Annotated in this window: 20 protein-coding genes; 6 read left to right on the top strand and 14 right to left on the bottom strand. The window is 53.9% G+C overall.

What is annotated here, in order from left to right; translation table 11 throughout:
- Nucleotides 1–15: 15 nt before the first annotated feature.
- The 8 genes from OGV77_RS03630 to OGV77_RS03595 all read right to left on the bottom strand — a co-directional run bounded on the left by OGV77_RS03630 (nt 16) and on the right by OGV77_RS03595 (nt 8855).
- Nucleotides 16–801, bottom strand: a complete 786-nt coding sequence (locus tag OGV77_RS03630; RefSeq protein WP_047412814.1) for an SDR family oxidoreductase — start codon at nt 799–801, stop codon at nt 16–18.
- A gap of 35 nt (nt 802–836) precedes the next feature.
- Nucleotides 837–1634: an SDR family oxidoreductase gene (locus tag OGV77_RS03625; protein ID WP_003831170.1), complete on the bottom strand. Its 798-nt coding sequence runs from the start codon at nt 1632–1634 to the stop codon at nt 837–839.
- Between the two features lie 53 nt (nt 1635–1687).
- Nucleotides 1688–2755, bottom strand: coding sequence for an ABC transporter permease (locus OGV77_RS03620; RefSeq protein ID WP_043015522.1), 1068 nt, complete (start codon nt 2753–2755; stop codon nt 1688–1690).
- Nucleotides 2756–2772: 17 nt separating this feature from the next.
- Nucleotides 2773–4317: a sugar ABC transporter ATP-binding protein gene (locus OGV77_RS03615; RefSeq protein WP_047412811.1), complete on the bottom strand. Its 1545-nt coding sequence runs from the start codon at nt 4315–4317 to the stop codon at nt 2773–2775.
- Between the two features lies 1 nt (nt 4318).
- Nucleotides 4319–4939 (bottom strand): DUF2291 family protein, encoded by a 621-nt coding sequence (locus tag OGV77_RS03610; protein ID WP_047412808.1) that lies wholly within the window; start codon nt 4937–4939, stop codon nt 4319–4321.
- Between the two features lie 43 nt (nt 4940–4982).
- Entirely contained in the window at nt 4983–5918 is a 936-nt protein-coding gene (locus OGV77_RS03605; RefSeq protein ID WP_043015525.1) for a D-ribose ABC transporter substrate-binding protein, read from the bottom strand.
- A gap of 125 nt (nt 5919–6043) precedes the next feature.
- Nucleotides 6044–7564, bottom strand: a complete 1521-nt coding sequence (locus OGV77_RS03600) for an FGGY family carbohydrate kinase (protein ID WP_087051589.1) — start codon at nt 7562–7564, stop codon at nt 6044–6046.
- A gap of 340 nt (nt 7565–7904) precedes the next feature.
- Nucleotides 7905–8855 carry a sugar-binding transcriptional regulator gene (locus OGV77_RS03595; protein ID WP_003831176.1) on the bottom strand — a complete coding sequence of 317 codons (951 nt, stop codon included), beginning with the start codon at nt 8853–8855 and terminating at the stop codon, nt 7905–7907.
- 361 nt (nt 8856–9216) lie between these two features.
- On the opposite strand from OGV77_RS03595, the gene OGV77_RS03590 reads away from it, so the two are divergent.
- Together OGV77_RS03590 and OGV77_RS03585 are read left to right on the top strand one after the other, a co-directional pair.
- Entirely contained in the window at nt 9217–10047 is an 831-nt protein-coding gene (locus OGV77_RS03590) for a transketolase (RefSeq protein WP_003831177.1), read from the top strand.
- Nucleotides 10040–10975: a transketolase family protein gene (locus OGV77_RS03585; RefSeq protein ID WP_008784049.1), complete on the top strand. Its 936-nt coding sequence runs from the start codon at nt 10040–10042 to the stop codon at nt 10973–10975. Before OGV77_RS03590 ends, OGV77_RS03585 begins: the two co-directional genes overlap by 8 nt.
- Nucleotides 10976–10978: 3 nt before the next feature.
- Here the strand turns inward: OGV77_RS03585 and entD are convergent, their stop codons facing one another.
- Both entD and OGV77_RS03575 read right to left on the bottom strand, forming a co-directional pair.
- Nucleotides 10979–11602, bottom strand: coding sequence for an enterobactin synthase subunit EntD (gene entD, locus OGV77_RS03580; protein ID WP_087051588.1), 624 nt, complete (start codon nt 11600–11602; stop codon nt 10979–10981).
- A 48-nt stretch (nt 11603–11650) separates the two neighbouring features.
- Complete coding sequence (locus OGV77_RS03575; protein ID WP_080625578.1) at nt 11651–13924, bottom strand: TonB-dependent siderophore receptor; 2274 nt, start codon at nt 13922–13924, stop codon at nt 11651–11653.
- Nucleotides 13925–14177: 253 nt separating this feature from the next.
- Here OGV77_RS03575 and fes point away from each other — a divergent pair, with 253 nt between their 5' ends.
- From fes to entF, 3 genes are read left to right on the top strand one after another with little or no spacing between them, the layout of a single operon-like run.
- Nucleotides 14178–15395, top strand: coding sequence for an enterochelin esterase (fes, locus tag OGV77_RS03570; RefSeq protein ID WP_087051587.1), 1218 nt, complete (start codon nt 14178–14180; stop codon nt 15393–15395).
- Between the two features lie 30 nt (nt 15396–15425).
- Nucleotides 15426–15644, top strand: a complete 219-nt coding sequence (locus OGV77_RS03565) for an MbtH family protein (protein ID WP_047412796.1) — start codon at nt 15426–15428, stop codon at nt 15642–15644.
- Nucleotides 15641–19531 (top strand): enterobactin non-ribosomal peptide synthetase EntF, encoded by a 3891-nt coding sequence (entF, locus tag OGV77_RS03560; RefSeq protein WP_087051586.1) that lies wholly within the window; start codon nt 15641–15643, stop codon nt 19529–19531. Before OGV77_RS03565 ends, entF begins: the two co-directional genes overlap by 4 nt.
- A 33-nt stretch (nt 19532–19564) precedes the next feature.
- On the opposite strand, the gene fepC is transcribed toward entF, so the two are convergent.
- From fepC to fepD, 3 genes are read right to left on the bottom strand one after another with little or no spacing between them, the layout of a single operon-like run.
- Nucleotides 19565–20368 (bottom strand): iron-enterobactin ABC transporter ATP-binding protein, encoded by an 804-nt coding sequence (gene fepC / locus OGV77_RS03555; protein ID WP_075145017.1) that lies wholly within the window; start codon nt 20366–20368, stop codon nt 19565–19567.
- Nucleotides 20365–21357, bottom strand: a complete 993-nt coding sequence (gene fepG, locus OGV77_RS03550; RefSeq protein ID WP_043015533.1) for an iron-enterobactin ABC transporter permease — start codon at nt 21355–21357, stop codon at nt 20365–20367. The genes fepC and fepG overlap by 4 nt, the downstream gene beginning before the upstream one ends.
- Nucleotides 21354–22361 (bottom strand): Fe(3+)-siderophore ABC transporter permease, encoded by a 1008-nt coding sequence (fepD, locus tag OGV77_RS03545; protein WP_043015534.1) that lies wholly within the window; start codon nt 22359–22361, stop codon nt 21354–21356. Before fepD ends, fepG begins: the two co-directional genes overlap by 4 nt.
- Before the next feature lie 109 nt (nt 22362–22470).
- Between fepD and entS the strand changes: the two genes are divergently transcribed.
- Nucleotides 22471–23709 carry an enterobactin transporter EntS gene (gene entS / locus OGV77_RS03540; RefSeq protein WP_043015535.1) on the top strand — a complete coding sequence of 413 codons (1239 nt, stop codon included), beginning with the start codon at nt 22471–22473 and terminating at the stop codon, nt 23707–23709.
- A 53-nt stretch (nt 23710–23762) separates the two neighbouring features.
- Here the strand turns inward: entS and fepB are convergent, their stop codons facing one another.
- On the bottom strand, nt 23763–24719 hold the full coding sequence (gene fepB / locus OGV77_RS03535; RefSeq protein WP_047412778.1) for a Fe2+-enterobactin ABC transporter substrate-binding protein: 957 nt from the start codon (nt 24717–24719) through the stop codon (nt 23763–23765).
- Between the last annotated feature and the right edge of the window lie 86 nt (nt 24720–24805).

Below are 24805 nucleotides of genomic sequence, written 5' to 3'. Positions count from 1 at the left end.
CGGGCGTAATGCTGTTTACCAACAGATAAATCCACCATCTACAACCAGGTCTACACCGGTGCAAAATGAAGCAGCATCGCTGGCCAGAAAGAGTGCCGGGCCCGCCATCTCTTCCACTTTTGCCATGCGCTGAATCGGCGTCTGGCTTTCAAACTCCCGCGTCTGATGAACCATTTCCGGTCGAGTGTTCATCGGCGTGGCGGTATATCCAGGGCTGATAGAATTCACGCGGATCCCTTTTCCAATCCACTCCATCGCCAGGCTTTTTGACAGATGAATGACTCCAGCCTTAGCGCTATTGTAATGGGCTTGTTCAAGACCTCGGTTAACAATAATTCCGGACATGGATGCGATGTTAATAATCGAGCCACCACCGGATTCCAGCATCAGTTCCGCTTCGGCTTTACAGGAATTCCACACGCCAGTGAGGTTAATGTCGATAACGCGTTGCCACTGCTCGCTTTCCATTTCCAGCGCTGGGTTGGCGTTGGCAATGCCTGCGGCATTGACCGCAATATCCAGACGACCAAAGCGTTCCTTCGCCAGGGCTACCGCGGCGCGAAGGTCGCTAAGCTGACGGACATCACCCGTATAGAGCGCAGCCTGGGCGCCAATAGCGGTAATAGTATCAACGGTCGTGTTCAGCCCGCCGTCTTCGCGCAAATCAAAACAGACTACGTGTGCGCCCGCGCTGGCGAGTGCGCAGGCGATAGTCTGACCGATGCCGCTGCCTGCGCCAGTAACAAAAGCGACGCGCCCCTCAAGATTAAACAGTTGTTGAGCAAAATCTTTTGCAATCATAGTGATGACTCTCTTAACAGATACCCTGGCGGGCATTAAGACATAATCAGGCCGCCATCGATGTTGATGGTTTGTCCGGTGAGATAACGCGCATCGTCAGAGGCGAGAAAAGCGACCAGCCCGGCGACATCTTCAGGTTTGCCCGCGCGTTTCATTGGGATGCCTTTAACCCATTCAGCCATCAGTTCACCTTTGCCATAGCGTTTTTCATCTGTACTGAGAATCTCGCCCCAGACACGATCGTTGTAATCCCACATTTCGCTTTCGATTATCCCCGGGCAAAAGGCGTTGACGGTGATATTCCATGGCGCTAACTCATGGGCCAAACTTTGCGTAATGCCAATTACGCCCATCTTGCTGGCGGCGTAGTGTGGGGTATAGATGAAACCCTGACGTCCCTGACCGGAAGAGGTATTAATCAGGCAGCCCTGGTTTTGCTTAACCATATATTTTGCGGCTTCCCGGCAGCAGAGCCATACGCCAGTGGTATTTACGGCGAGGACTTTTTCGAAATCTGCTTTCGGCATGCGGTCGAAATAGTCGATGGTGATAACACCCGCGTTTTGAATTGAGACATCAATGGTGCCAAAGCGCGCTGCGGCCTGCTCGTACAGAGATTGCACCTGCGCTTCATTGGTGACATCCACCTGCAAAGATAAAATATCTGCCTGATAGCGCTGACGAAGCTGTTCCGCTGTTTCGTGGACGCGCTCTGCATTAGATACCATCACCAGATTTGCGCCGTCGCGGGCAAAACGTTCGGCGATACCTGCGCCAATCCCTCGACAAGCACCAGTGATGACAATTGTCTTACCATGAAAATCACGTTGCATATTTTTATCCCCTGTATGGGCCGGGCAAAAGATGCCCGGCGGAATGTTGCTGCTTAACTGGATACGGTATTTACTGAGGGTGCTGCCGCCAGCTTTTCGTCGTGGCGACGCATCAGAATGACTTTGTTCTGCAGCTTTTGCTGGAACTGATCGACAACAACGGCGGTGACGATAACCACACCTTTGATGACCATTTGCCAGAAGTCGCTGACGCCCATCATCACCATGCCATCGGCGAGGAAGACAATTACGAAGGCACCGATAATGGAGCCGGAGACACGTCCACGTCCTCCCGCGAGGGCCGTTCCACCCAGCACAGTTGCGCCAATGGCATCCATCTCAAACATGTTGCCGGTCATCGGATGTGCGGTTTGCAGTTGTGAAGCCACAATCAGCCCAACAAAAGCGGCACACAGACCGGAGAAGGCGTAGACAAAGATCTTCGCTTTTACGATAGGGACACCCGCCAGACGTGCGGCGGATTCGTTCCCTCCAATCGCGTAGATGTAGCGGCCTAATGGGGTTTTGGTGGTTACCCAGTAGCCCAGCAGCAGGAAGGCAATCATCAGCCAGATAGGGAGATAAATCCCCAACAAAGTACCTGACCCCAGCGTGGCAAAACCGGTATTGCCCAGCGCGTCCATGCCGTTCAGATTTGGGTAAGTGCTGCCGTCGTTAAACAGAAGAGCAGACCCTCTGGCAACGTACATCATGCCGAGCGTACAGATAAACGGTGCAACGCCGAAACGGGTGATGACGGCACCGTTGACAAAACCAACGACAACGCCGAAGAGGGCAACACAGATTATGACCTCTGGTACGTTGAAGAAGATGATGTTGCCACCCCAGATGGGCAGACCGTTGGTAAGCAAGGCGCCTGCAACCATACCGCAAATACCCGCTACCGCCCCGACGGACAGATCGATACCGCCAGTCAGTATCACCAGCGTCATACCAATTGCCAGTAAGCCTGTGATGGCGACGTGCTGGGTCATGATCAACAGGTTAGAGGTGGTCAGGAAATTAGGTACCATCACGCTAAAGAATGCGATAACCAGCAGCAGTGCGATAAACGTTCTGGCCTTCAGCAGGTACATATAAATCATATATTTCTGGTTCATGATGGATTCCAGCCTGATTAATCTTGAGGTGTAGAAGCCGCGATTAATGCCTCGCGGGTGACCGCATGACGGGGGACATCAGCGGTGATTCGGCCATCGGCCATCACCAGAATACGGTCCGCCAGCGCCATCACTTCGTCCAGCTCTGATGAAGAGAACATCACCGCCAGCCCTTGCTGCGCCATTTTGCCAATAAGGTGATACACGTCGGTTTTCGCACCCACATCAATGCCTCGGGTAGGTTCGTCAAGGAAAACCACCTGCGGTTGTGTCATCAATGCCTTACCCAGCACCACTTTTTGCTGATTACCGCCGCTTAATGAGGTGATAGGCAATTCGGGATCGCTCACTTTGATAGCCAGTTGCTGGATCATTGCCTTCACACTGGCCTGCTCTTTGTGCGGGTTCAGCCATTTCCAGGCACGGCGAAAGCCTTGCAGGCTGAAGTCAGACAGCGTCATGTTGGACTGAATCGACATCATCTGAACAACGCCTTCACCCTGTCGGTCCTCAGGCACCAGCGCCAGCCCCTTTTTAAGACGTGACTGAAAATGGGCTTTATCAATGCATTCGCCGTTAAGCTGCACGCTCCCACTCTGGCAGGGCATGAGTCCCACCAGTCCTTTGAACAGTTCAGTTCGCCCTGCGCCCAGCAGACCATAGATTCCGATGACTTCGCCTTTACTGAGGCTAAACGTCACGTCATTAAGCTTATAGCCGCCGCTCGGATGAAGGGCTGTGAGACCCTGTACGGATAGAACCGTTTCACCTTTTGGTGCGGGTTGATAATCAAAATGTTTTTTCTTATCACCCACCATTTGTTCAATGATCCACGGAATACTGGCATCATTGACTGGACGTTCACTGATAAAACGGCCGTCGCGGAAAATCGTGATGTAATCGCCAATTTCCATCAACTCTTCCAGACGGTGGGATATATAGATGATGGTGACGCCGCGTCGCTTGAGTTGCTCAATGACGTTAAACAACACTTTCACCTCAGACTGGCTGAGGGCGGAGGTCGGTTCATCCATGATTAAAACACGGGTATCTTTGGAGAGCGCACGCGCAATCTCGACCAGTTGCTGATGACCGATCCCTAGTTCTTCCAGTGGCGTATACGGATCAACATCCAGTTCGAGTCTTTCCAGTAAGGATTTTGCCAGAGCGTATTGGTATTTTTCGTTGATTTTCCCTTTCTGAAAAAACTCGTTTGCCATGAAAATATTATCCATGACATTCATGTTTGGGAATAAATTCAACTCCTGAAAAATAATACTGATACCCAGTTTTTCGGCCTGATGGGTCGAATTTAATGTAACGGGGGTGCCATCCATAATAATGTGCCCGGAAGAAGGACTTTCGACACCAGCAAGCATTTTCATCATGGTGGACTTACCCGCACCATTTTCTCCGATCAGCACGTTTACTTTATTCCGATATACCCGATAGTTGACGCTATCTAACGCCACTACCCCAGGGTAAACACGCGATAAATCGTGTGTTTCGATAATAACTTCAGATTCGACGGAATGAGGAGTGACGATATCTTGCTGCTGCATGTTATTGTCCTCCTACAGATTCAATTTTCGCTGGTGTAATATCCGGGATGGATCCTGGAATCTCCCACTCAGAAAAAACACCATAAACGTGTACTGACTCGCCGGTTTTAAGCTGCGCAGATTGGATCATCTTTATTGCTTGTTCGTTAATTCCCCGACCATATTCACCAAATAATACCTGGTCATTGAAATCACTATAACTTGCGCCTTTAAAGGCATCTCGTAATTGTGTGCCGCGTAGCGTCGGACCAATCTGTACAATAATGTTGTTGCCGCTTTTATCGGCGATAGTCATTTTCCCATTGCGAGAGGCGGTATCCAGATTGCTAATTTTTCCCTCAACTTTTACGTAAAAGATGCAGGGATTCTCTTCCTGGGAACGATAGCCGAGGTTTTTACAGGCGCTATCAAAATCTTTTTCAGCTTGCAAGGCCATCAGTAAATCAGCCACCGGACGAGCCTGCCCGACAATTTGCGGGACAATTTTGTTTTGCCACGTTTGATCTATATTGGCCATGTGTGGATTCGGTGGCGACTTGAGGTCCGCAAGTTCCTGCTGCGAGACGATGCGGCATCCTCCCACGGTCAACACGACCAGCGCAAGCCAGGCTTTTTTAGACATAATATTCTCCTCTGCGCCTCCTGAGAGGCGCAACAACCCGGGATCAGGACTTGATATTGAAATCCTGTACTTTATCTGCGTTTTCTTTAGTGATAAGAATTCCGCGGAACATGACGCGTTGTTTTTCTGGTTTTATGCCTTTTTGCAGGTAGTTATCGAGATCGGTAACCCCTTGTGCTGCGATAGCCTGTGCCTGGAGCATGACGGTTGCCTGTAGAGTGCCAGCCTTCACCGCATCACGTTCGTCGTTGCTGCCGTCGATACCGACCACGACCACGTCGCTGCGGTTCGCCGCTTTTAATGCAGCAATAGCGCCCAGTGCTACTGGACCGTTACCGCAGATAATACCTTTCACGTCCGGGTGAGCTTGTAGGATGCTGTCCATAATACGTTTACCGTCGATAAGCGTACCTTTGGCATCCTGTCTGGCAACACTAACCATATCCGGGAACTGATCGATAACCTGGTGGAAGGATTTGGAGCGCGTAACACAATTATTATCGGCAAGGTTACACGTCAGTTCAGCATATTTACCTTTTTCGCCCATCTTCTCGACGAAAATATTTGCAACTTCGGAACCCGCCTGGAAGTTATTATGGGTAATTTGCACCAGTGCAACATCATCAACGGGAATTTCACGGTTGATTAATATGACGGGAATTCCAGCTTTTTTCGCTTTTTCAATTGCCGCGACGCTGGCCGTTGAATCTGCATTATCCAGAACGATACCCTGGACTTTTTTGCCGATTGCCGTATCAATCAATTCATTCTGTTTTTTCACATCTTCACTGTGCGACAAAATTGTGGTTTTGTAGCCCAGTTCCTGGGCTTTTTCACTGGCACCTTTTGCTTCTGAGGCGTAATAAGGATTATCCAGTGAATTCACCATAATCATGATTGTCCCTTTTTCCGCTGCATGAGCAGTAAAAGACAAAGCAGTCAGGGTTGCAGCAGTTAACAGCGTTAAACGTAATTTCATGACAATGTTCTCTCTGTGTTGTTATTGTCGGGTACGGTGAAACAACGTAAAGCTTGAATTTTTTATGGTCCGGTATCCTCCTGTATATGTGGTAAATAACGTCGCGCTTTTTCCCTGGTGAGGCGTCAGGCGGACGAGGCCGGTTTCCATAATGTTCTGTTTACCGCATGGCGCCATTCCTGCCATCTTTTTTGCAACCGATGATGGCGATCCATGTCGGGTTGAAATGTGCTATGTACGGTTAAAAAAGCTTTTAAATCAGTCAGTGAGCCAGGGTAAAGCGCTTTACGCGCCAGTAATGCCGCGCCAATGGCGGAAAGTTCTGGCACATCGCTACGCATAACCGGATAACCAAGCAAGTCTGCCTGATATTGCATTAGCCAGTCGTTTTTGGTGGGGCCACCGTCAACCATTAATGCAGTTAACTTGAAATCATCGTGCTGCTGCATGGCAACTACAACATCGGCGATTTGATAGGTAATCGACTCAAGTGCGGCACGAATGAGATGTGCTCGTTTAACTCCCCGGCTGAGTCCGCAGATGACTCCACGGGCACTGTCATCCCACCATGGCGCGCCAAGGCCGGTCAGTGCTGGCACAAAATAAACGCCGAGGGTTGAATCAACGGAGGCGGGAAGGGTGTTGAGTTCGTAGGTCAGTTCGGCATCCGAAAGTTCGCTCAGACCCGTACTGTCTGCCATCCATGCCACCGCATCACCCGTGTGCGGGATATTGCCTTCCAGTCCGTATATGATGCTGTTTCCATCGTGCCAGGCGATGGTGGTAGCCAGTGCGTCAATATCACATTGGGCTGATTTGACCGGCGCCATCACCGATGACCCGGTACCGTAAGTTGCTTTAACGCATCCCATTTCGCCAAGAGCATGGCCAAACAGAGCGGCATGTGAGTCACCCACCATCGACATCACAGGAATGCCGTCTGGAATGCCATTCAGTCCACGTGTATGACCAAATAATCCACTGGAGGGTTTTATTTCCGGTAAGGCGGCGCGTGGAATGTGGAAGAGTGCCAGCATGGCGTCATCCCACTCTCCAGAGTGCAGGTTTAGCAACTGTGTGCGGGCGGCGTTGGAAAAGTCACAGCAGAAGGCTTCACCAGCGGTTAAATTCCATAGCAACCAACTGTCGATCGTTCCCAGGCAAATTTGTCCCTGCGCAGCCAGCTGTGGCCCATCGGTCACGGATTCCAGTAGCCAGCGCATTTTTGATGCGGAAAAAAGGGGGGCGATTGGCAGACCTGTGGTTGATTTTATCAGTTGTTCTTTATTTTCATGCCGCAGCTCCTCGCAGTAAGCCGCGCTGCGCGTACATTGCCAGGTGATTGCGGAATTTAGCGGTCTGCCAGTCTGACGATACCAGCCTATGGCGGTTTCACGCTGATTACTAATAGCCAGTGCCGCGACGTTTTCAGCACCAACATGATTCACAGCTTTGGCAATGACGCCAATAGAAGCATCAATCAACACCTCGCCAGATTGTTCAACCCAGCCATCCCGAGGGGTCTGAATCGCCAGTGGCTGAGAAAACTTTGCGACCACATTGCCCTGTGCATCAAGCGCGACTGCTTTGGCGTTAGTTGTGCCTTCATCCAGCGCAATAATGAACTCTTTCTTCGCTGCACACATAGATTATCTCCTGAGTCACATTGCGTCCCGGTTTGGAGGATAAAGCCCCCCTCATTGTCGCGTCATTACTACATCAGGCCTGGCTGTGACATCGTTTTTTTAATTATTGAATATATATTCGGTGTTGATTATTTATTTAATACCTTAGCTACAATCTTTCCGTTGGGCTACAGAAAAAATCATCAATTGTGCTGAGAATCACACTTACATAGACGGGATAATAACAGAAAGAAGAATAAATTAAGGCGAGGTGAAACCTTTCAGTTCATTGAAATATATAGATTTTAGTCACAGCCTTTGCTTTTTATCTTTCGTGCAAAGGCTATCAGCGAATCGAGGATCAGGAGGTGACCAGCATCCGGGCGGTAGGATAGTCGGTAATAAGCACGTCGATATAACCTCCGTTCAACGCCCCTTTAATTGCCGCGACTTTGTCTGTACCGCCAGCAAGGGCCACGACATTCGGGCATTTTTTTACCTTGTCCAGGGCCATGCCAATTACGGGATCTTCGTCATCTTGCAATACCGGCTGGCCCTTGTTGTCGTAGTAATGCAGGCAAATGTCTCCGACCGCGCCGCGATCAGCCAGTACCTGCAACATATCTTCGTGGTAGTAGTTGCCTGATGTTTTCAGCAATTGGGACGGTTCGAGGATCCCGACGCCAACAATGGCGATGTCTACGTTATCAAAGCGTGAAATCACATCGGCGACATCTTTGCTGGCAACGAGACGATTTTTCTCTTCAACCGAGCCTTCGATACTCTGCGAAGGCAGCAGCCAGGCTTCACAATTCAGATGTTGTGCCAGCGTCTGCGTCAGAATTGTGGCCTGTACGTTGCCGTTAGGACCCACGCCGCCCAACAATTGAATTACGCCGCCGGCTTTCAGGTTCTGCGTATGGACTTCATCCACCATCGCTCGGATCGTCGAACTCCATGAGGAAACGCCCACCAGATCTTTGGGGCGCAGTCGGGTTTCCAGATAGTGGGCTGCGGCAGAACCAATGGCGCGTTTGATGGTGTGGTCGCTGGCATCCTCTTCGGTATCGACCACAATGGCCTGCTTAATGCCGTAACGTTCCTCGATCCCTTTTTCAAGATTCAGGAAGATATTTGAGGGCTGGACAACGCTGATTTTCACCACCCCTTCTTTCTGACAGCGGGTGATGGCGCGGGAGATAAACGACTGAGAAAGCGAGAGAAGTTGAGCAATATCGGACTGTTTGCGTCCTTCAAGATAGTAAAGGGTAGCGATTTTAACCAATAGCCGTTGTTCGTCCTGCTTAGCCATATATTTCCTCGAAAATCATTTACGTACCGCCATTATCTTAATGCGTTTTATCATACGCGAAAATTGAAGACAGGTAAGTGTGATAAAGCTCTAACTTTAACCAATCCTCCAAAACAGCTATGGACAAATACGAAAATTAGGTTGCATAATTGAATAAAGAATCATTTGTGAATATATATTCATGGTGGTTACAGGTCAACTTATTATTACCAGCGTCAGTGTGGTCGCGGTAAGGAGGCAGAATGTTCCTGAGCATGATACAACGGCGTAAGCCTGAAGATGTGACGTATGGGAAATTCTGGTTTTTTTAGTCCCACGCGGAATAAATATTCCATATTGAAAATAAATTCAGAGGTGCTAAATGAATCCCTGGAACTATGATATCCAGACTCTTGAGCGCAAAGCGCGGGCGGTTCGCCGTCACATCGTTAGATTAAATGCTAACAGCCCTGCGGGTGGGCATACTGGTGCGGACTTGTCCCAAGTTGAGCTGTTGACGGCACTCTATTTTCGTATACTCAATGTCGCTCCGGAGCGTATCGCTGATGAGGCTCGGGATATCTACATCCAGTCTAAAGGTCACGCGGTAGGCTGTTACTACTGCGTTCTGGCGGAGGCGGGTTTTTTTCCCGTTGACTGGCTGGAAACCTATCAACATGCCAATTCCCATCTTCCCGGACACCCGGTGCGCCAGAAAACGCCGGGTATTGAACTGAATACCGGTGCTCTGGGCCACGGTTTACCTGTTGCGGTGGGACTGGCTCTGGCTGCGAAGAAAAGTAACAGTTCACGCCGCATCTTTTTAATCACAGGCGATGGCGAACTGGCCGAAGGAAGTAACTGGGAAGCGGCGCTGGCTGCTGCTCATTATGGCCTCGATAACCTGATCATTATTAATGACAAGAACAATCTTCAATTAGCCGGACCGACTCGCGAAATCATGAATACCGATCCGCTTGCCGCAAAATGGCAGGCATTTGGTATGACGGTGACTGAGTGTCAGGGGAATGATATGGCGTCGGTTGTCGCCACGCTGGAAGGACTTAAGCAGGATGGCAAACCTAACGTCATCATTGCCAATACCACGAAAGGCGCGGGTATATCGTTTATCCAGGGGCGCCCTGAATGGCACCATCGGGTGCCAAAAGGTGAAGAGATCGAACTGGCTCTGGAGGAGTTAAAAGATGAGTAATGCAGAACACCTCGCGAACGTCATGGTTCAGGCGTTCATTGATGCAGTGGAACAGGGTGTTGACCTGGTGCCGGTCGTAGCGGACTCGACATCAACCGCGAAAATTGCTCCTTTTATAAAGCAGTTTCCCGGTCGCCTGGTCAACGTAGGTATTGCCGAACAAAGCATGGTTGGAACGGCGGCAGGACTTGCACTTGGCGGTAAGGTCGCCGTCACCTGTAACGCTGCGCCATTTCTTATCTCCCGTGCCAATGAGCAAATTAAAGTCGATGTTTGCTACAACAATACCAATGTGAAGCTATTCGGTCTTAATGCCGGTGCCAGCTATGGTCCGCTGGCGAGCACTCACCATTCGATCGATGATATTGCCATTATGCGAGGCTTCGGCAATATCCAGATTTTCGCCCCATCTTCGCCACGAGAGTGCCGACAGATTATCGATTATGCGATTGGCTATCAGGGACCGGTATATATTCGTCTTGATGGAAAAGCACTGCCGGAACTTCATGACGAGAGTTACCGTTTTGTTCCGGGGGCGGTGTTGACGCTGCGTGAAGGGGAGCATGTGGCGCTGGTGGCAACGGGCTCGACAGTTCATGAAATTGTTGATGCCGCTGCGCTGTTGGCTGATGCCGGTATTCAGGCGAAGGTGGTCAGTGTACCTTCAATTCGACCATGTGATACCAAAGCCCTGTTGTCAGCACTACAGGGCAGCAAAGCGGTGATTACCGTAGAAGAGCACAACATTAATGGTGGGTTGGGAAGCCTGGTGGCAGAAGTGCTGGCTGAGGGCGGAGTCGGGGCGGTGTTAAAGCGTTTAGGCATTCCGGATGGAGAGTATGCAGCGGCAGCGGATCGTGGCTGGCTACGTCAGCATCATGGTTTTGACGCCGCAGCTATCGCTGCTCAGGCGCGAGAACTGCTGTGACGTTCACACTGTTGCCAGTGTGATTACATCATTACCCGAGAACCGCCATTGCACGCGATACGCCTGGCTGTGAGCACGTAGTATCATTTGGTTGTGTTGCAACTCAACGATTTGATACTGCGTAAATTCGGCGACTGATTGTTGTGACGCCTGGGTTGCTTTAAAGGCACTTTCTTTGGCGGAAAATGCCAGCGTGAGAGCCTGCTCCACAGACAGACCGCTATTAGCCAACCACGCTTTTTCTGTATTGGTGACAATACTACTTACCAGTTCGTTCGCCATTTGCTGCGTAAAAATAGTTTCTATATCCAGCCCGACGGGATGCGTTGATACCGCGGCCAGGGCGATTGTTCCGCTATGACTGATGCTGCCAAACAGATTTTGCGGCCACAACGGTTGGCGTTGCGCGCCGATGCCGGGTACGGTTTTGTGACTAAACTCACGCAGCGCGTGTACTGCGGCAATACGCCCAGCTAAGTGCTCAGCTTTACGCTTACGTCCACAGGACTGAAGCTGAGTGTGGTGGGGGAGCCAGAGCAGGTCGTGCTCATGGAAGCTGGCGGGATCGAACTCGACAATGTGCAGCGTGTGGTCTGCGAAAGTGAGCGGTGTGTGCGTGATGTGCATGATAGTTATAATTTCCCTCTCCCCGCAGCGAGGAGAGGGAAAACGTTATCAGAAGTGCGTGTTAACGCTCATGAACCACGTCCGGCCCGGTTCGTTATAGGTGTATGCGCCAGCGCCCGCCATATAGTTCCCGGTTACAATATCGCCCGTGGTCTGGGCATTACCTTCACGCCACAGACGTTTGTCGAAGACGTTATCCACGCCGCCAGTCAGGCTGACGTTTTTCGTCACATCCCAGGTCGCGCTCAGGCCGACGATGCTGTACGGGCTGACTTCATTCGCCGAACTACCGGTTACCGGTTTACCCTGGTAATCGTACTTCTTCGGCTGCTGTTTGCCGTACCAGGTGAAGGTGGACTGCAGCGACAAATCTTCGCGTGCCTGCCAGCTTAGAGTCGAGTTCAGCGTGTACTCAGGAATAATCGACAGGCGTTCGCCGGTCTCTTTATTCTTACTTTGCAGCATGTAAGTGATGTTGTTGGTCCAGTTAACGGTTTCGCTAACCGGCACGTTCAACGTACCTTCCAGGCCCTCAACCACCGCTTTAGGAATGTTTTCCCACTGGTAGATATCGGTGTAAGTCGTCTTCCCTTTGTTGGTGATAGACGTTCTGTCGAACGGTACCGTACCTGCTTCAATTTTGTTGCGATAATCGTTGCGGAACCAGGTTACCCCAGCCAGCCAGCCGTCGCGCTTGAACTCAAGACCAATCTCTTTGTTGATACTGGTTTCGGCCTTCAGATCGTCGTTGCCCATCATATAGCAACCAATACCGGTCGCGGAACCGGTGGCGTAGCAACCCTGCCCCTTGCTGTACAGAATGTAGTTCGGGTTAAGTTGATACAGGCTTGGCGCTTTATAGGCGCGCGCGATGCCCATTTTCAGCGTAAAGTCGTCACCCAGACCCTGGGACAGGTTCAGGGACGGACTCCAGTTGTCGCCGACGATGCTGTGATGGTCGAAACGCAGACCTGGCGTCAGCATCGTGCTGTCGGTCAGCTCCATGTTATTTTCAGCAAACAGAGAGAAAATCTCTGCATCTGAGTACGGGCTACGGTTAGTGCTGCTGGCCCCTGGAATATCACCGCCCATAAAGGTCTGTGAATTAGATAACATGTCTTTCATGCGCTGCTGGTTCCATTCGGTACCAAGCGTCAGATTTTGGTTGACCAGCAGATCTAACGGAATGCTGACCTCACTGTGCAGCATGACGTCACTCAGGTCGGCGTCGAGATATTTTTGTGACGCATTCGGGTCGAAAATCCCTTCAGTACCACCTGCCAGGCCTTCCGGTGTACGGGAGTTACGCGTGTGTTCGTACTGCACCCAGTTGCTGGTGGTGACGCCGTTATCCCAGCCGCCGTTCCAGGTCAGAGAGTAGTTCTGGCGGTAAAGACGGTTGGTCTCTTTCCCGTAGTTATCTTTCACCAGTTGGTTGGTGTTGGTGTTTTGGGTGTCACCCGCATACAGGTTGCCCTGACGGCTATAGCCAGCTTCCAGTTCCAGTGACTGGAGCGGGGCGAAATCCCAGCGAACCACGCCGTTAATGTCTTTGTTGATTACCCCTTCACGACCGGCGGGTAAGGTGTTGGAGTAGGTGCCGGTACGTTCAGACTGATGGCCCTGGTTGATGTCCCACGCGTCGGCCTGAGTTTTATCGAGATTACCGTACAGACGGAAGCTGAAATCCCCGCCCAATGGGCCATTCAGGCTAAAGTTGGTCCGCTTGGTCGAACCTTCATCTTTGTGTTCCGGGGCGTTGAAATAGGTATCCCAGGAGCCGTGCCATTCATTGCTGCCTTTTTTGGTGATGATATTCACCACGCCGCCAGCCGCACCGTTGCCATAGCGTGCCGCGGCAGGACCGCGCAGCACTTCAATACGTTCGATCATTTCCGGTGGGACCCAGGCGGTATCGCCGCGGGTATCACGCTCGCCGCGCCAGCCCTGGCGTACGGAGTTACGGCTGGTAACCGGTTTACCGTCGATCAGAATCAGGGTGTTTTCTGGCCCCATGCCGCGGATATCGATCTGACGGTTGTTGCCGCGCTGTCCGCTGGTTGAGTTACCGGTCAGGTTAACGCCTGGCATGGTACGGATGATTTCCGACACATCGCGAGCGGGAGGATTCTTACGAATCTCATCAGCGGTAATGGTTGAAACGCCCGGCGCTTGCAGGTTCTGCTGGGCAGCGGTAACGACGATGGTGTCTTCATGAGAGACTGCGGCGCTATCGGTTTGATCTTCTGCCATTGCTGGCAGGGCTACCCCGTAAATCCCTAAATTGACCAATAAGGCCAGTGAATGAATCTTGTTGTTCATTGTATGTCCTGCTGTTCTTTTAGCCACGAGTTCCAATGTGCCGTGTTGCGGCATTTGGCCTGATGTCGCCCGCATCCGCGTAAACCCTCCATTCCAGAAAAAGTACGCAGTGCCAGGTCGGTTTATAAGTGGTGAAAAACTGTGCGCGCTTCCCACAGCGCGACAATACGCTATTGCAAATGCAAATAGTTATCAATAATATTATCAATATATTTCACGCTAGATCATAAAATTTCACGATAAACATGGGGTTATGGCGGTGACGACGTTAAAGATGGGAAGCGAGGCGTGGTGGCAGTCAAAAAAAGGCCCGGAGTGGGAGCGTGAAGACAACGGAAATTATCGGGTAACCTTCTGGTGGCGTGACCCGCAGGGAACGGAGAAAGAGTCAGCCATTCATCACGTTTGGGTTTATATCACCGGCGTCACCGACCACCATCAAAATGCTACCCCTCAGTCGATGCGACGCATTGATGGAACGAATATTTGGTGCTGGAGTGTTTCCCTCAGCGCCAACTGGCGTGGCAGTTACTGTTTTATCCCAACAGCGCGCAACGATATTTTTGCACCGCAGGCGCTGGGCGACACCCCTGACCGAACCGCGCTGCGTGAAGGCTGGCGGCAATTACTGCCGCAGGCTATTGCTGACCCCCTTAATTCGCAGAGCTGGCAGGGCGGTCGTGGCCACGCGGTGTCTGCGCTGGAAATGCCGGAGGCACCCGTACAGCCAGGATGGGATCGACCTGAAAACCCCGATTCACCCACAGTGTGTCTGCAATGGCGTAGCGCCAGGCTCGGCAATACGCGTCGCGTATGGGTGTTTACCACCGGTGATGCTCAACCCGAAACGCGTCCGTTGGCTATCCTGCTGGACGGACAGTTTTGGGCGCAGAGTATGCCGGTCTGGCCTGCGCTAACTTCACTTACGCATCGTGGGCACCTTCCTCCTGCCGTTTATCTCCTGATTGATGCCATCGACACGGCTCACCGTAGCCGCGAACTGCCGTGTAACGCGGATTTTTGGTTGGCGGTACAAGAGGAGCTGTTGCCGCTGGTGAAGACGACAACCGCGTTCAGTGATGACCCGCAGCGCACGGTGGTCGCCGGACAAAGTTTTGGCGGATTGTCATCGCTGTATGCCGGGCTAAACTGGCCCGCGCGCTTTGGCTGCGTACTCAGCCAGTCGGGCTCTTACTGGTGGCCGCATCGCGGTGGTTATCAGGATGGGACGATCGTTGAGCAACTGAAGAGCGGGAAGGTCAGTGCTCAGGGGCTGCGTATTGTCCTGGAAGCCGGGATCCGCGAGCCCATTATTTTTCGCGCTAATCAGGCGCTATATGCCCAGTTACCCTCTGCACCACAGTCTATTTTCTGGCGTCAGGTTGATGGCGGACACGATGCGCTTTGCTGGCGCGGCGGTTTGATGCAAGGGCTTATAACGCTCTGGCAACCGCTTACCGACACGATTTAACCGGACGACGTTCCACGACAGGAGTTGAGTATGGAATTCAGTAACCCCTTCGATAATCCGCAGGGCCAGTTTTACATTCTGCAAAATCCCCAACGTCAGTTTAGCCTTTGGCCGCGACAATGCTCACTTCCTGCTGGTTGGACGGTCGCGTGCGAACCCCAATCCCAGGAAGCCTGCCAGCAATGGCTGGATGCAAACTGGACCACGCTGACGCCAGCAAATTACGTCGATGTGCAGGAGGCTCCATGACTCAGCGTTTACCATTAGTCGCGGCTCAGCCGGGGATCTGGATGGCGGAAAAACTCTCCACATTGCCCTCGGCATGGAGCGTGGCGCACTACGTAGAATTAACCGGCGAACTGGACGCGCCGTTACTGGCAAAAGCGGTTGTGGCGGGTCTGGAGCAGGCAGATACCCTACGGATGCGGTTTAGCGAAGATAACGGCGAGGTCTGGCAATGGGTAGACCCCGCGCTCGCCTTTGCGCAACCCGACGTTATTGACCTGCGTGAAAAATCCAATCCCCATGAGGCGGCACGAGCGTTGATGCAGGCAGACCTGCAGCAGGACATACGTGCTGATAGCGGCAAACCGCTGGTTTTTCACCTGCTCATTCAGGTGGGAGACAAGCGTTGGTATTGGTATCAGCGTTATCATCATCTGCTGGTTGATGGCTTCAGTTTTCCGGCCATTACCCGCCAGATAGCCGCGATTTACCGCGCATGGCTGCATGGCGAGTCCACGCCAGAATCACCTTTTACGCCATTTGCTGAGGTGGTGGAAGAGTATCAACAGTATCGTCAGAGTGATGCCTGGCAACGCGACGGCGCCTTCTGGAGCGAGCAACGAAAGCAACTCCCACCTCCGGCATCGCTATCTGATAAACCACTGCCGGGGCGGTCAGCCAGCGCGGATATCATTCGTCTGAAGTTAACCGCGCCTGAAGGGGAGTTTCGCCGGCTTGCGGCACGTATGCCTGACGTTCAGCGTGCGGATCTGGCCCTCGCGCTGGTGGCGTTGTGGCTGGGACGTTTGTGCAGCCGAATGGATTATGCAGCCGGGTTTATCTTTATGCGGCGCATGGGATCGGCGGCGCTGACGTCCAGCGGACCCGTTTTAAACGTTTTGCCATTTGGTGTGCAACTGGATGCGGCAGAAAGCTTGCCTGCGCTTGCACAACGACTGGCCGGACAGTTAAAGAAAATGCGCCGACATCAGCGTTATGATGCCGAGCAAATTGTTCGCGACAGCGGGCGCGCAGCCGGTGCTGAACCTCTGTTTGGCCCGGTGCTGAACGTGAAAATATTCGACTATCAGCTCAATATTCCCGGCGTGCAGGCGCGAACTCATACGCTGGCGACGGGGCCGGTGAACGATCTTGAGCTGGCGCTGTTCCCGGATGAAAACGGCGGTTTGAGTATTGAAATCCTGGCCAATAAACAACGTTATGAAGCCGAGACGCTGGCGCAGCATGCATCACGTTTAATTGGGCTTATCGAGCAGTTTGCCGACAATCCGGCGCTATGCTGCGGCGACGCCGGGATGCTGTTGCCAATAGAACATGAGCGGCTGACGAAGATTAACGACACCACCGTGGAGATCCCGTCCACTACGCTGAGCGCGTTAGTGGCGCAGCAGGCTGATAAAACGCCGGATGCCCCGGCGCTGGCCGATGCCCGTTATCAGTTTAGCTATCGCGAAATGCGCCAGCAGGTCGTGGCGCTGGCGCAGCTTCTGCGCGAGCGTGGCGTCCGCCCTGGCGACAGCGTAGCCGTGGCATTACCGCGTTCCGTGTTCCTGACGCTGGCATTGCACGGTATTGTTGAGGCAGGAGCCGCCTGGCTGCCATTGGATACCGGATACCCGGACGATCGCCTGCGGATGATGCTCGAAGACGCAAAACCGAAATTGCTGATCGCGATCGAAGAGCAACTGGCGCGCTTTAGCGATATTCCGGCGCTGGAAAGTCTGTGCTACAACGCGCCGCTGCCAGCAGAAGATGCAGCTCCGCTGGCGCTATCTCAACCCAATCATACGGCCTATATCATTTTTACTTCCGGTTCTACCGGCAGACCAAAAGGGGTAATGGTTGGGCAAACCGCCATCGTTAACCGTTTGCTGTGGATGCAAAATCACTACCCGCTGGCCGCAGATGATGTGGTGGCGCAAAAAACGCCGTGCAGTTTTGACGTCTCGGTATGGGAGTTTTTCTGGCCGTTTATTGCCGGGGCTAAACTGGTAATGGCGGAACCTGAGGCGCACCGCGATCCGCTGGCGATGCAGCAATTCTTTGCCCAATACGGGGTGACGACCACGCACTTCGTTCCTTCGATGCTGGCCGCTTTTGTCGCTTCACTGACGCCGGAAACCGCGCGGGAGAGTTGCGCCTCGCTGAAACGGGTATTCTGCAGCGGTGAAGCCTTGCCTGCAGATTTATGTCGCGAGTGGGAGCAGTTGACTCGTGCGCCACTGCACAATTTATACGGGCCAACGGAAGCGGCGGTCGATGTGAGCTGGTATCCGGCCTGTGGGGATGAACTTGCCGCCGTAACCGGCAACAGCGTGCCGATTGGTTATCCGGTATGGAATACAGGTTTACGCATCCTGGATGCCATGATGCGCCCGGTGCCTTTCGGCGTGGCGGGTGACCTGTATCTGACGGGGATCCAACTGGCGCAAGGATACCTGGGGCGAGCGGATCTGACCGCAAGCCGCTTTATCGCCGATCCGTTTAACGCCGGCGAACGCATGTACCGTACCGGGGATGTGGCGCGCTGGCTGGAAAATGGCGCGGTGGAATACCTTGGGCGCAGCGATGACCAGCTTAAAATTCGCGGACAACGCATTGAGCTTGGTGAGATTGATCGGGTGATGCAGCAGTTGCCTGATGTCGAGCATGCCGTTGCCCATGCCTGCGTATTCAACCAGGCGGCGGCGACAGGCGGCGATGCGCGTCAACTGGTGGGGTATCTGGTGTCGCAATCGGGGTTACCGCTGGATACGTCCGCATTGCGGGACAGTCTGCGTGAAAAACTGCCTGCGCATATGGTGCCAACGGTATTGTTGCAACTGGCGGAGCTACCGCTTAGCGCGAACGGTAAACTGGATCGTAAAGCGCTGCCGATGCCGCAGTTGACGTCGCGTACTTCCGGGCGCGCGCCGCGTACAGGGACTGAAACTACCATCGCACAGTCTTTTGCGGCTTTGCTGAGTTGCGAGGTGAATGACGTGGAGGCGGACTTCTTTGCGCTTGGTGGTCATTCGTTGCTGGCGATGAAGCTGGCAGCGCAGTTGAGCCTGGCTTTTGAGCGTCAGGTGACGCCTGGGCAGATAATGGTGGCTTCTACCGTTGAACAACTGAGCGCACTGCTGGAGAGCAATGATGATGAGCAGTCGCAGCGTCTGGGATTTGAGACGCTACTGCCGCTGCGCCAAAGTCACGGGCCAACGCTGTTTTGCTTCCATCCGGCGTCGGGTTTTGCCTGGCAGTTTAGCGTGCTGTCGCGCTACCTCAGCCCGCAATGGTCGATTACCGGCATTCAGTCTCCAAGGCCGGATGGCCCTATGCAAACGGCGGAGAACCTTGATGCGGTATGTGAACATCATTTGGCAACGCTGCTCAGCCAGCAGCCTCATGGTCCCTACTATTTATTAGGTTACTCGCTGGGAGGCACGCTGGCGCAGGGGATTGCCGCGCGCTTACATGCCAGAGGAGAGACAGTTGCATTCCTGGGACTGCTCGATACCTGGCCGCCGGAAACGCAAAACTGGCAGGATAAAGAGGCCAATGGGTTAGATCCAGCGGTACTGGCGGAGATCGCGCGCGAGCGTGAAGCGTTTCTGGCTGCGCAGCAGGGTAATGCGTCAGAGACCTTATTTAACGCAATCGAAGGTAACTACGCCGATGCGGTTCGCCTGCTCACCACGGCACACAGCGTGCCGTTTGCTGGTCACGCCACGCTGTTCGTCGCTGAGCGTACCTTAGTGCCGGGAGTCAGTCCGGAGCGCAGTTGGTCGCCGTGGATATCCAGTCTGGATGTCTATCGTCAGGACTGCGCGCACGTTGATATCATAACCCCTGAGGCGTTTGAGAAGATTGGGCCAGTCATGTGTGACCTGCTCAAAGACATTCAGTAAATGGTCTCGCCACCTCTGCGGAGGTGGCGGTGTTTACCTGTTCGCCGTACGTCCTAACGGCACCACTAACGGCGTTCCGGCAACCGGATCGTCGATAATCATACAGCGCAGACCGTAGATTTTTTCAATAAGCTGTGCGGTGACTATCTCCTTTGGCGCACCCTCGGCAATAATCTTTCCGTCACGCAGCGCAATCAGATGCGTCGCATAGCGACAGGCCTGATTGAGGTCGTGCAGAACGGCGGCCAGCGTATAACCTTTCTCCCGATTGAGCTCACTCAGCAGCTCCAGCAGATCGATCTGATGGCTGATATCCAGCCAGGTGGTGGGTTCATCAAGCAGCATAATCGACGTTTCCTGCGCCAGCACCATCGCAATCCATGCGCGCTGGCGTTGTCCACCGGAAAGGGTATCCACACTTTGTGATGCAAGATGTGTGATACCTGTCGCCTGCATTGCGTTGGAGACCGCGATTTCATCTTCATTGCGCCAGCGGGTAAACAATGGCTGGTGCGGGTAGCGCCCGCGGGCAACCAGTTCCTGTACCGTAATATCACCCGGCGTGGTGGCGTTTTGCGCCAGCAAACCTATTCTGCGGGCAACCTCTTTGCTGGCATAGTGCTGAATATGCTCGCCGTCGAGCCAGACCTTGCCATGCGCGGGCGTCATCAAACGACTCAGCGTGCGCAGTAGCGTTGATTTTCCGCAGCCGTTTGGCCCGATGATTGCGGTGAAGTGACCGTCGGGAATCGACACATTGAGGTTTTCCGCCACGGTAAACTTGCCATAACCCAGCGTTAACTGGTCGCCACGCAAACGGGCTACTGATTCGATCATTTTTTGCGGGACTCCTGAATTAACAAGACGATAAGATAAATACCGCCGAGGCTTACGGTGACAACGCCCACCGGAAGCTGATAAGGCATAAAGAGCTGTTGGGCGCATAAATCAGCCATCAGCAGCAGCAACGCGCCGCACAACGCCGACAGGGTTAATCCCCAGCGCGATGTGCCGCTAATCCGCCGCGCGATATGCGGGGCGACAAGGGCAATAAACGAGATTGGACCTGCCAGCGCGGTGGCGGAAGCGGTCAGTACAACCGCTACCAGCATCATCATCAGACGTGAGCGTTCTACACTGACGCCAAGCGCGCAGGCGCTGTCATCACCCATTTCCAGCAAACGCATCCGGCGTACCAGCAGCGTGGCGCACACCAGCATGATGATAATCAGTGGGGCAGAAGGCCAGGTCTTGGCCCAGGTCAGGCCATTGAGCGAACCGGCGTTCCACAGCCCGGCCGTCAGCGCGGTTTCTAATGATGCTTTCAGCAATAGCCAGGTGTTGAACGCGACCAGCATAGCGCGTATGCCGATACCAATAATAATCAGCCGGAAGGTGTCGATACCATTGCGCCAGGCGAGCGCCCAGACTACCAGAGAGGTCAGGACCCCACCCAGCATGGCTGCCAGCGCGATAGCGGTAAGATGCTGTCCGAACAGTACCATTGCCACCAGCACACCGCTCCAGGCCCCGGTATTGAAACCCATCACATCCGGGCTACCCAGCGGGTTGCGCATCAGCGACTGAAATATTGCGCCGCTCACGCCGAGCGCCGCGCCAATCAATAGCGCCATGAGCACGCGTGGCAAACGCCATTCGGTCACCACCAGTGTAATGCTACGCGGCGCATCGCCGAGCAGGGCAGCAATAATTTGCTGGGTTTCCAGCGTAACGACGCCGCTACGCAGGCTCCACAAGCCAACGGCGAGACATCCTACAACCAGCAGCAGGCTGCTGATTATCAGGCGGCGAGGGAGGTGCATCATGCGCCACCTCCACGCGGTTTCCGCCGTACCAGAAAGATAAGCACTGGCGCGCCGATGAAGGCGCTGACCACCGAAACGCGCAGCTCACCGGGGACAATCAGGCGACCGATGATATCGGCAATCAGTAACAGAGAAGGGGTTGCCAGCAGGGTTACGGGTAGTGACCAGCGGTGATCCGCCCCCACCAACCAGCGCGCCATATGCGGCATCATCAGGCCAATAAAGGCGATAGGACCGACAATCGCGGTTGCACTGCCGCACAATACGGTAATCACCAGCAGGCCAATAAACTGCGTGCGAGCGACTTTACTGCCAAGCGCGGTAGCGGTGTCGCTGCCAAGGCTCAGACTATTCAGTGCCCGGCTGAGGAACAACGCGACAGCCGCAGCAATCAGTACCGGTACCAGAACAACCTTTAGCGTTTGCAGGCTACGGATATCCAGTGAACCGGCCTGCCAGAAACGCAACTGGTCGTAGACGTCCGGATTGAGCAGGGCGATGCCGGTAGATAATCCTTCCAGCACTGCGCCCAGCGCTACGCCCGCCAGCGTCAGACGTACCGGGCTTAACTGTCCGCCGCCCTGGCTACCGGTAAATGCAACGATCAGTGATGCGGCCAGCGCCCCGCAAAAGGCCATCAGCAGTTGCTCTTGCGCAGAGGAAAAGCCGAAAAGCGCGGCTCCCAGCACAATAGCGAAGCTGGCGCCAGAGTTGACGCCCAGAATACCGGGATCGGCGAGAGGGTTACGCGTGAGCGTTTGCATTAATGCGCCAGCCAGGCCCAGCGCGCCACCCGCGAGCAGCCCCGCCAGCGTGCGCGGCAGGCGCGCGTCCAGCACGATGGTGCAATCAGCGCTTTGACAACTGCCGGTGAGCGCATCCAGCACCACGGAGGCAGGTAGCGACTTGGCGCCAATAACCAGACTTAATACCGTGGTGAGAACGAGTAATAACAATAGTCCGGGCACGGCGAAGGCGCGTGTCGCGGAAACAGAGCATGACATATCAACTTCCCTGATAATGATAGTAATTATCGTTATCGATCTTATTTGGATATGTTAGCATGTGCAGCCATCGAATGGATATTGAAAAAGTACCTGGTAAGGCTCTGTAATGAATCGACAATCCTGGCTGCTCAATCTCAGCCTGTTAAAGACCCACCCTGCATTTCGCGCCGTCTTCCTCGCCCGTTTTATTTCCATTGTCTCTCTGGGGCTACTCGGCGTGGCGGTTCCGGTACAGATCCAGATGATGACTCAGTCGACCTGGCAGGTAGGTTTATCGGTGACGCTGACCGGCAGCGCAATGTTTATTGGCCTGATGGTGGGCGGGGTGCTGGCCGATCGCTATGAGCGTAAAAAAGTGATCCTGCTGGCGCGTGGAACCTGCGGCGTCGGCTTTATTGGTCTGTGTCTGAATGCGCTGCTGCCCGAACCATCGTTACTGGCCATTTATCTGCTTGGCTTATGGGACGGTTTCTTTGCCTCGTTGGGCGTAACCGCTTTGCTGGCGGCAACGCCGGCGCTGGTCGGGCGCGAGAATTTGATGCAGGCCGGGGCAATTACCATGCTGACGGTACGCCTGGGTTCGGTAATTTCGCCGATGCTTGGCGGGGTGCTGCTCGCGACCGGCGGCGTGGCCTGGAACTACGGGCTGGCGGCGGCGGGTACTTTCATTACCTTGCTGCCGTTGTTGAGTCTTCCCGCGTTGCCGCCTCCGCCACAGCCGCGTGAGCATCCGCTGAAATCGCTGCTGGCAGCATTTCGCTTTCTGCTTGCCAGCCCGTTAATTGGCGGCATTGCGCTGCTCGGCGGTCTGCTGACTATGGCGAGCGCCGTGCGCGTGCTGTATCCGGCGTTGGCAATTAACTGGCACATGTCGAGCGCGCAAATTGGTCTGCTGTATGCCGCCATTCCTCTTGGCGCGGCAGTGGGGGCATTGACCAGCGGACAGTTGGCGCACAGCGTTCGTCCGGGACTGATCATGCTGGCATCAACCGTAGCGTCGTTCCTGGCAATTGGTCTGTTTGGCCTGATGCCGGTCTGGCAGCTTGGGGTTGTCTGCCTGGCGCTGTTCGGCTGGTTGAGTGCGGTCAGCTCTTTGTTGCAATACACCCTGTTACAGACGCAGACGCCGGAAGCAATGCTTGGGCGAATTAACGGTTTGTGGACGGCGCAGAACGTTACCGGCGATGCGATTGGCGCGGCGCTGTTAGGTGGTCTGGGCGCGATAATGACGCCGGTCGCTTCGGCAAGCGTGAGTGGCTTTGGGCTGGTGATTATCGGTCTGCTACTGCTGCTGCTGTTGGGTGAAGTGCGCCGATTCCGACAAATGCCCGTGAATGCCAGCTAACGTTATGCCCAGGGGAGGCCGGATAAGGCATTAGCCGTATCCGGCGCGGGCGATTAAAACAGAGCCGACAGACGCTGCAGCAGCAATGTCGCGCTGTAGTAGTCGAGACGGAAGGTTTCCGTACCCAGAGCATAAACACGTTTATTCTGCACGGCTGGCAGATGCGCCAGAAGCGGATTGGCATAAATGGCATCGGCATCTTTGCTGTCGCCAGCAAACAGGAACAGCGCTTTGCCGTTCAGGCCAGCCGCCAGGTTCTCACCGCCAAGCTGGATGATATCGTGGCGTTTGCCCTGACTCTGGCTGGTGTGCAAACCGGCAGGCAGCGGGGCCAGCGTGAAACCTAATTGCTCCATCAGTTTGCCCTGCGCCGACTCAGGGGTCCACAGGTTGGCGCTGTGCGCCGCGGCGGTATACACCAGCGCGCTGACCGGTTGTGGCGGCAGGGTGATACGTTGCTTAACCGCCTGCAGTTGCTTATCAAACTCGGCAATACGGGATGCCGCCTGTTGTTCCTGACCGGTAATTTCACCTAACTGGGTCAGCAACGACTGCCAGCTTTTATCGTCGTAATTAATGATGAGCGTTGGCGCAATGGTGGACAGCTGATCGTAAAGCGCGAGGGCTGAATCGCCCCCAGTGGCGCTTATCAGAATCAGATCCGGCATTTGTGCCGCTACGGCCTCAGCGCTCGGTTCCCCGATGTACAAACGGCTCAGTTTGCGCGCCTTTGCCACTTCGCTCCACTGGCGTAAAAAGCCCTGTGCATCGCCGATGCGGTTGTTCGGCGTAGTGGCACCGCTGGCGATGACCGGGGCATCAATCGCCAGCAGCGAGCCGGTGAGGGTGACGCTGGTGGAGACAATTCGCTGTGGCTTATGCTCCAGCGTATGCGTGCCGCGACTGTCGGTAACCTGACGCGGCCAGTCGGCGGCATGACCTGAAGAAATTCCTGAAATAGATAAACCAGCCAGTAAGAGCACGGTGCGACAAAAAGAGGGGAGACTCACGTATCAGCATCCTGTTATCAGTATAAGTAATGCTTCTCATTTTCATTGTTAGCGGGCAAGGATGCAAGCCAAAGTCGCACATTGTG

Origin of the sequence: Citrobacter sp. Ce129 (assembly GCF_030334545.1) — a bacterium.
GTDB lineage: Bacteria > Pseudomonadota > Gammaproteobacteria > Enterobacterales > Enterobacteriaceae > Citrobacter > Citrobacter europaeus.
Note: the sequence above shows the minus strand (reverse complement) of the source record. Positions and strands in the feature narration are given on the sequence as shown.

Coding starts and splice junctions, on each gene's coding strand:
- OGV77_RS03610 (WP_047412808.1), bottom strand. CDS start 4,939: ATGTCTAAAAAAGCCTGGCTTGCGCTGGTCGTGTTGACCGTGGGAGGA.
- OGV77_RS03620 (WP_043015522.1), bottom strand. CDS start 2,755: ATGAACCAGAAATATATGATTTATATGTACCTGCTGAAGGCCAGAACG.
- entS (WP_043015535.1), top strand. CDS start 22,471: ATGAATCGACAATCCTGGCTGCTCAATCTCAGCCTGTTAAAGACCCAC.
- OGV77_RS03595 (WP_003831176.1), bottom strand. CDS start 8,855: ATGGCTAAGCAGGACGAACAACGGCTATTGGTTAAAATCGCTACCCTT.
- fepD (WP_043015534.1), bottom strand. CDS start 22,361: ATGTCATGCTCTGTTTCCGCGACACGCGCCTTCGCCGTGCCCGGACTA.
- fepC (WP_075145017.1), bottom strand. CDS start 20,368: ATGATCGAATCAGTAGCCCGTTTGCGTGGCGACCAGTTAACGCTGGGT.
- entD (WP_087051588.1), bottom strand. CDS start 11,602: ATGCACATCACGCACACACCGCTCACTTTCGCAGACCACACGCTGCAC.
- OGV77_RS03630 (WP_047412814.1), bottom strand. CDS start 801: ATGATTGCAAAAGATTTTGCTCAACAACTGTTTAATCTTGAGGGGCGC.
- entF (WP_087051586.1), top strand. CDS start 15,641: ATGACTCAGCGTTTACCATTAGTCGCGGCTCAGCCGGGGATCTGGATG.
- OGV77_RS03585 (WP_008784049.1), top strand. CDS start 10,040: ATGAGTAATGCAGAACACCTCGCGAACGTCATGGTTCAGGCGTTCATT.
- fes (WP_087051587.1), top strand. CDS start 14,178: ATGGCGGTGACGACGTTAAAGATGGGAAGCGAGGCGTGGTGGCAGTCA.
- OGV77_RS03575 (WP_080625578.1), bottom strand. CDS start 13,924: ATGAACAACAAGATTCATTCACTGGCCTTATTGGTCAATTTAGGGATT.
- OGV77_RS03615 (WP_047412811.1), bottom strand. CDS start 4,317: ATGCAGCAGCAAGATATCGTCACTCCTCATTCCGTCGAATCTGAAGTT.
- fepG (WP_043015533.1), bottom strand. CDS start 21,357: ATGATGCACCTCCCTCGCCGCCTGATAATCAGCAGCCTGCTGCTGGTT.
- OGV77_RS03565 (WP_047412796.1), top strand. CDS start 15,426: ATGGAATTCAGTAACCCCTTCGATAATCCGCAGGGCCAGTTTTACATT.
- OGV77_RS03605 (WP_043015525.1), bottom strand. CDS start 5,918: ATGAAATTACGTTTAACGCTGTTAACTGCTGCAACCCTGACTGCTTTG.
- OGV77_RS03600 (WP_087051589.1), bottom strand. CDS start 7,564: ATGTGTGCAGCGAAGAAAGAGTTCATTATTGCGCTGGATGAAGGCACA.
- OGV77_RS03625 (WP_003831170.1), bottom strand. CDS start 1,634: ATGCAACGTGATTTTCATGGTAAGACAATTGTCATCACTGGTGCTTGT.
- OGV77_RS03590 (WP_003831177.1), top strand. CDS start 9,217: ATGAATCCCTGGAACTATGATATCCAGACTCTTGAGCGCAAAGCGCGG.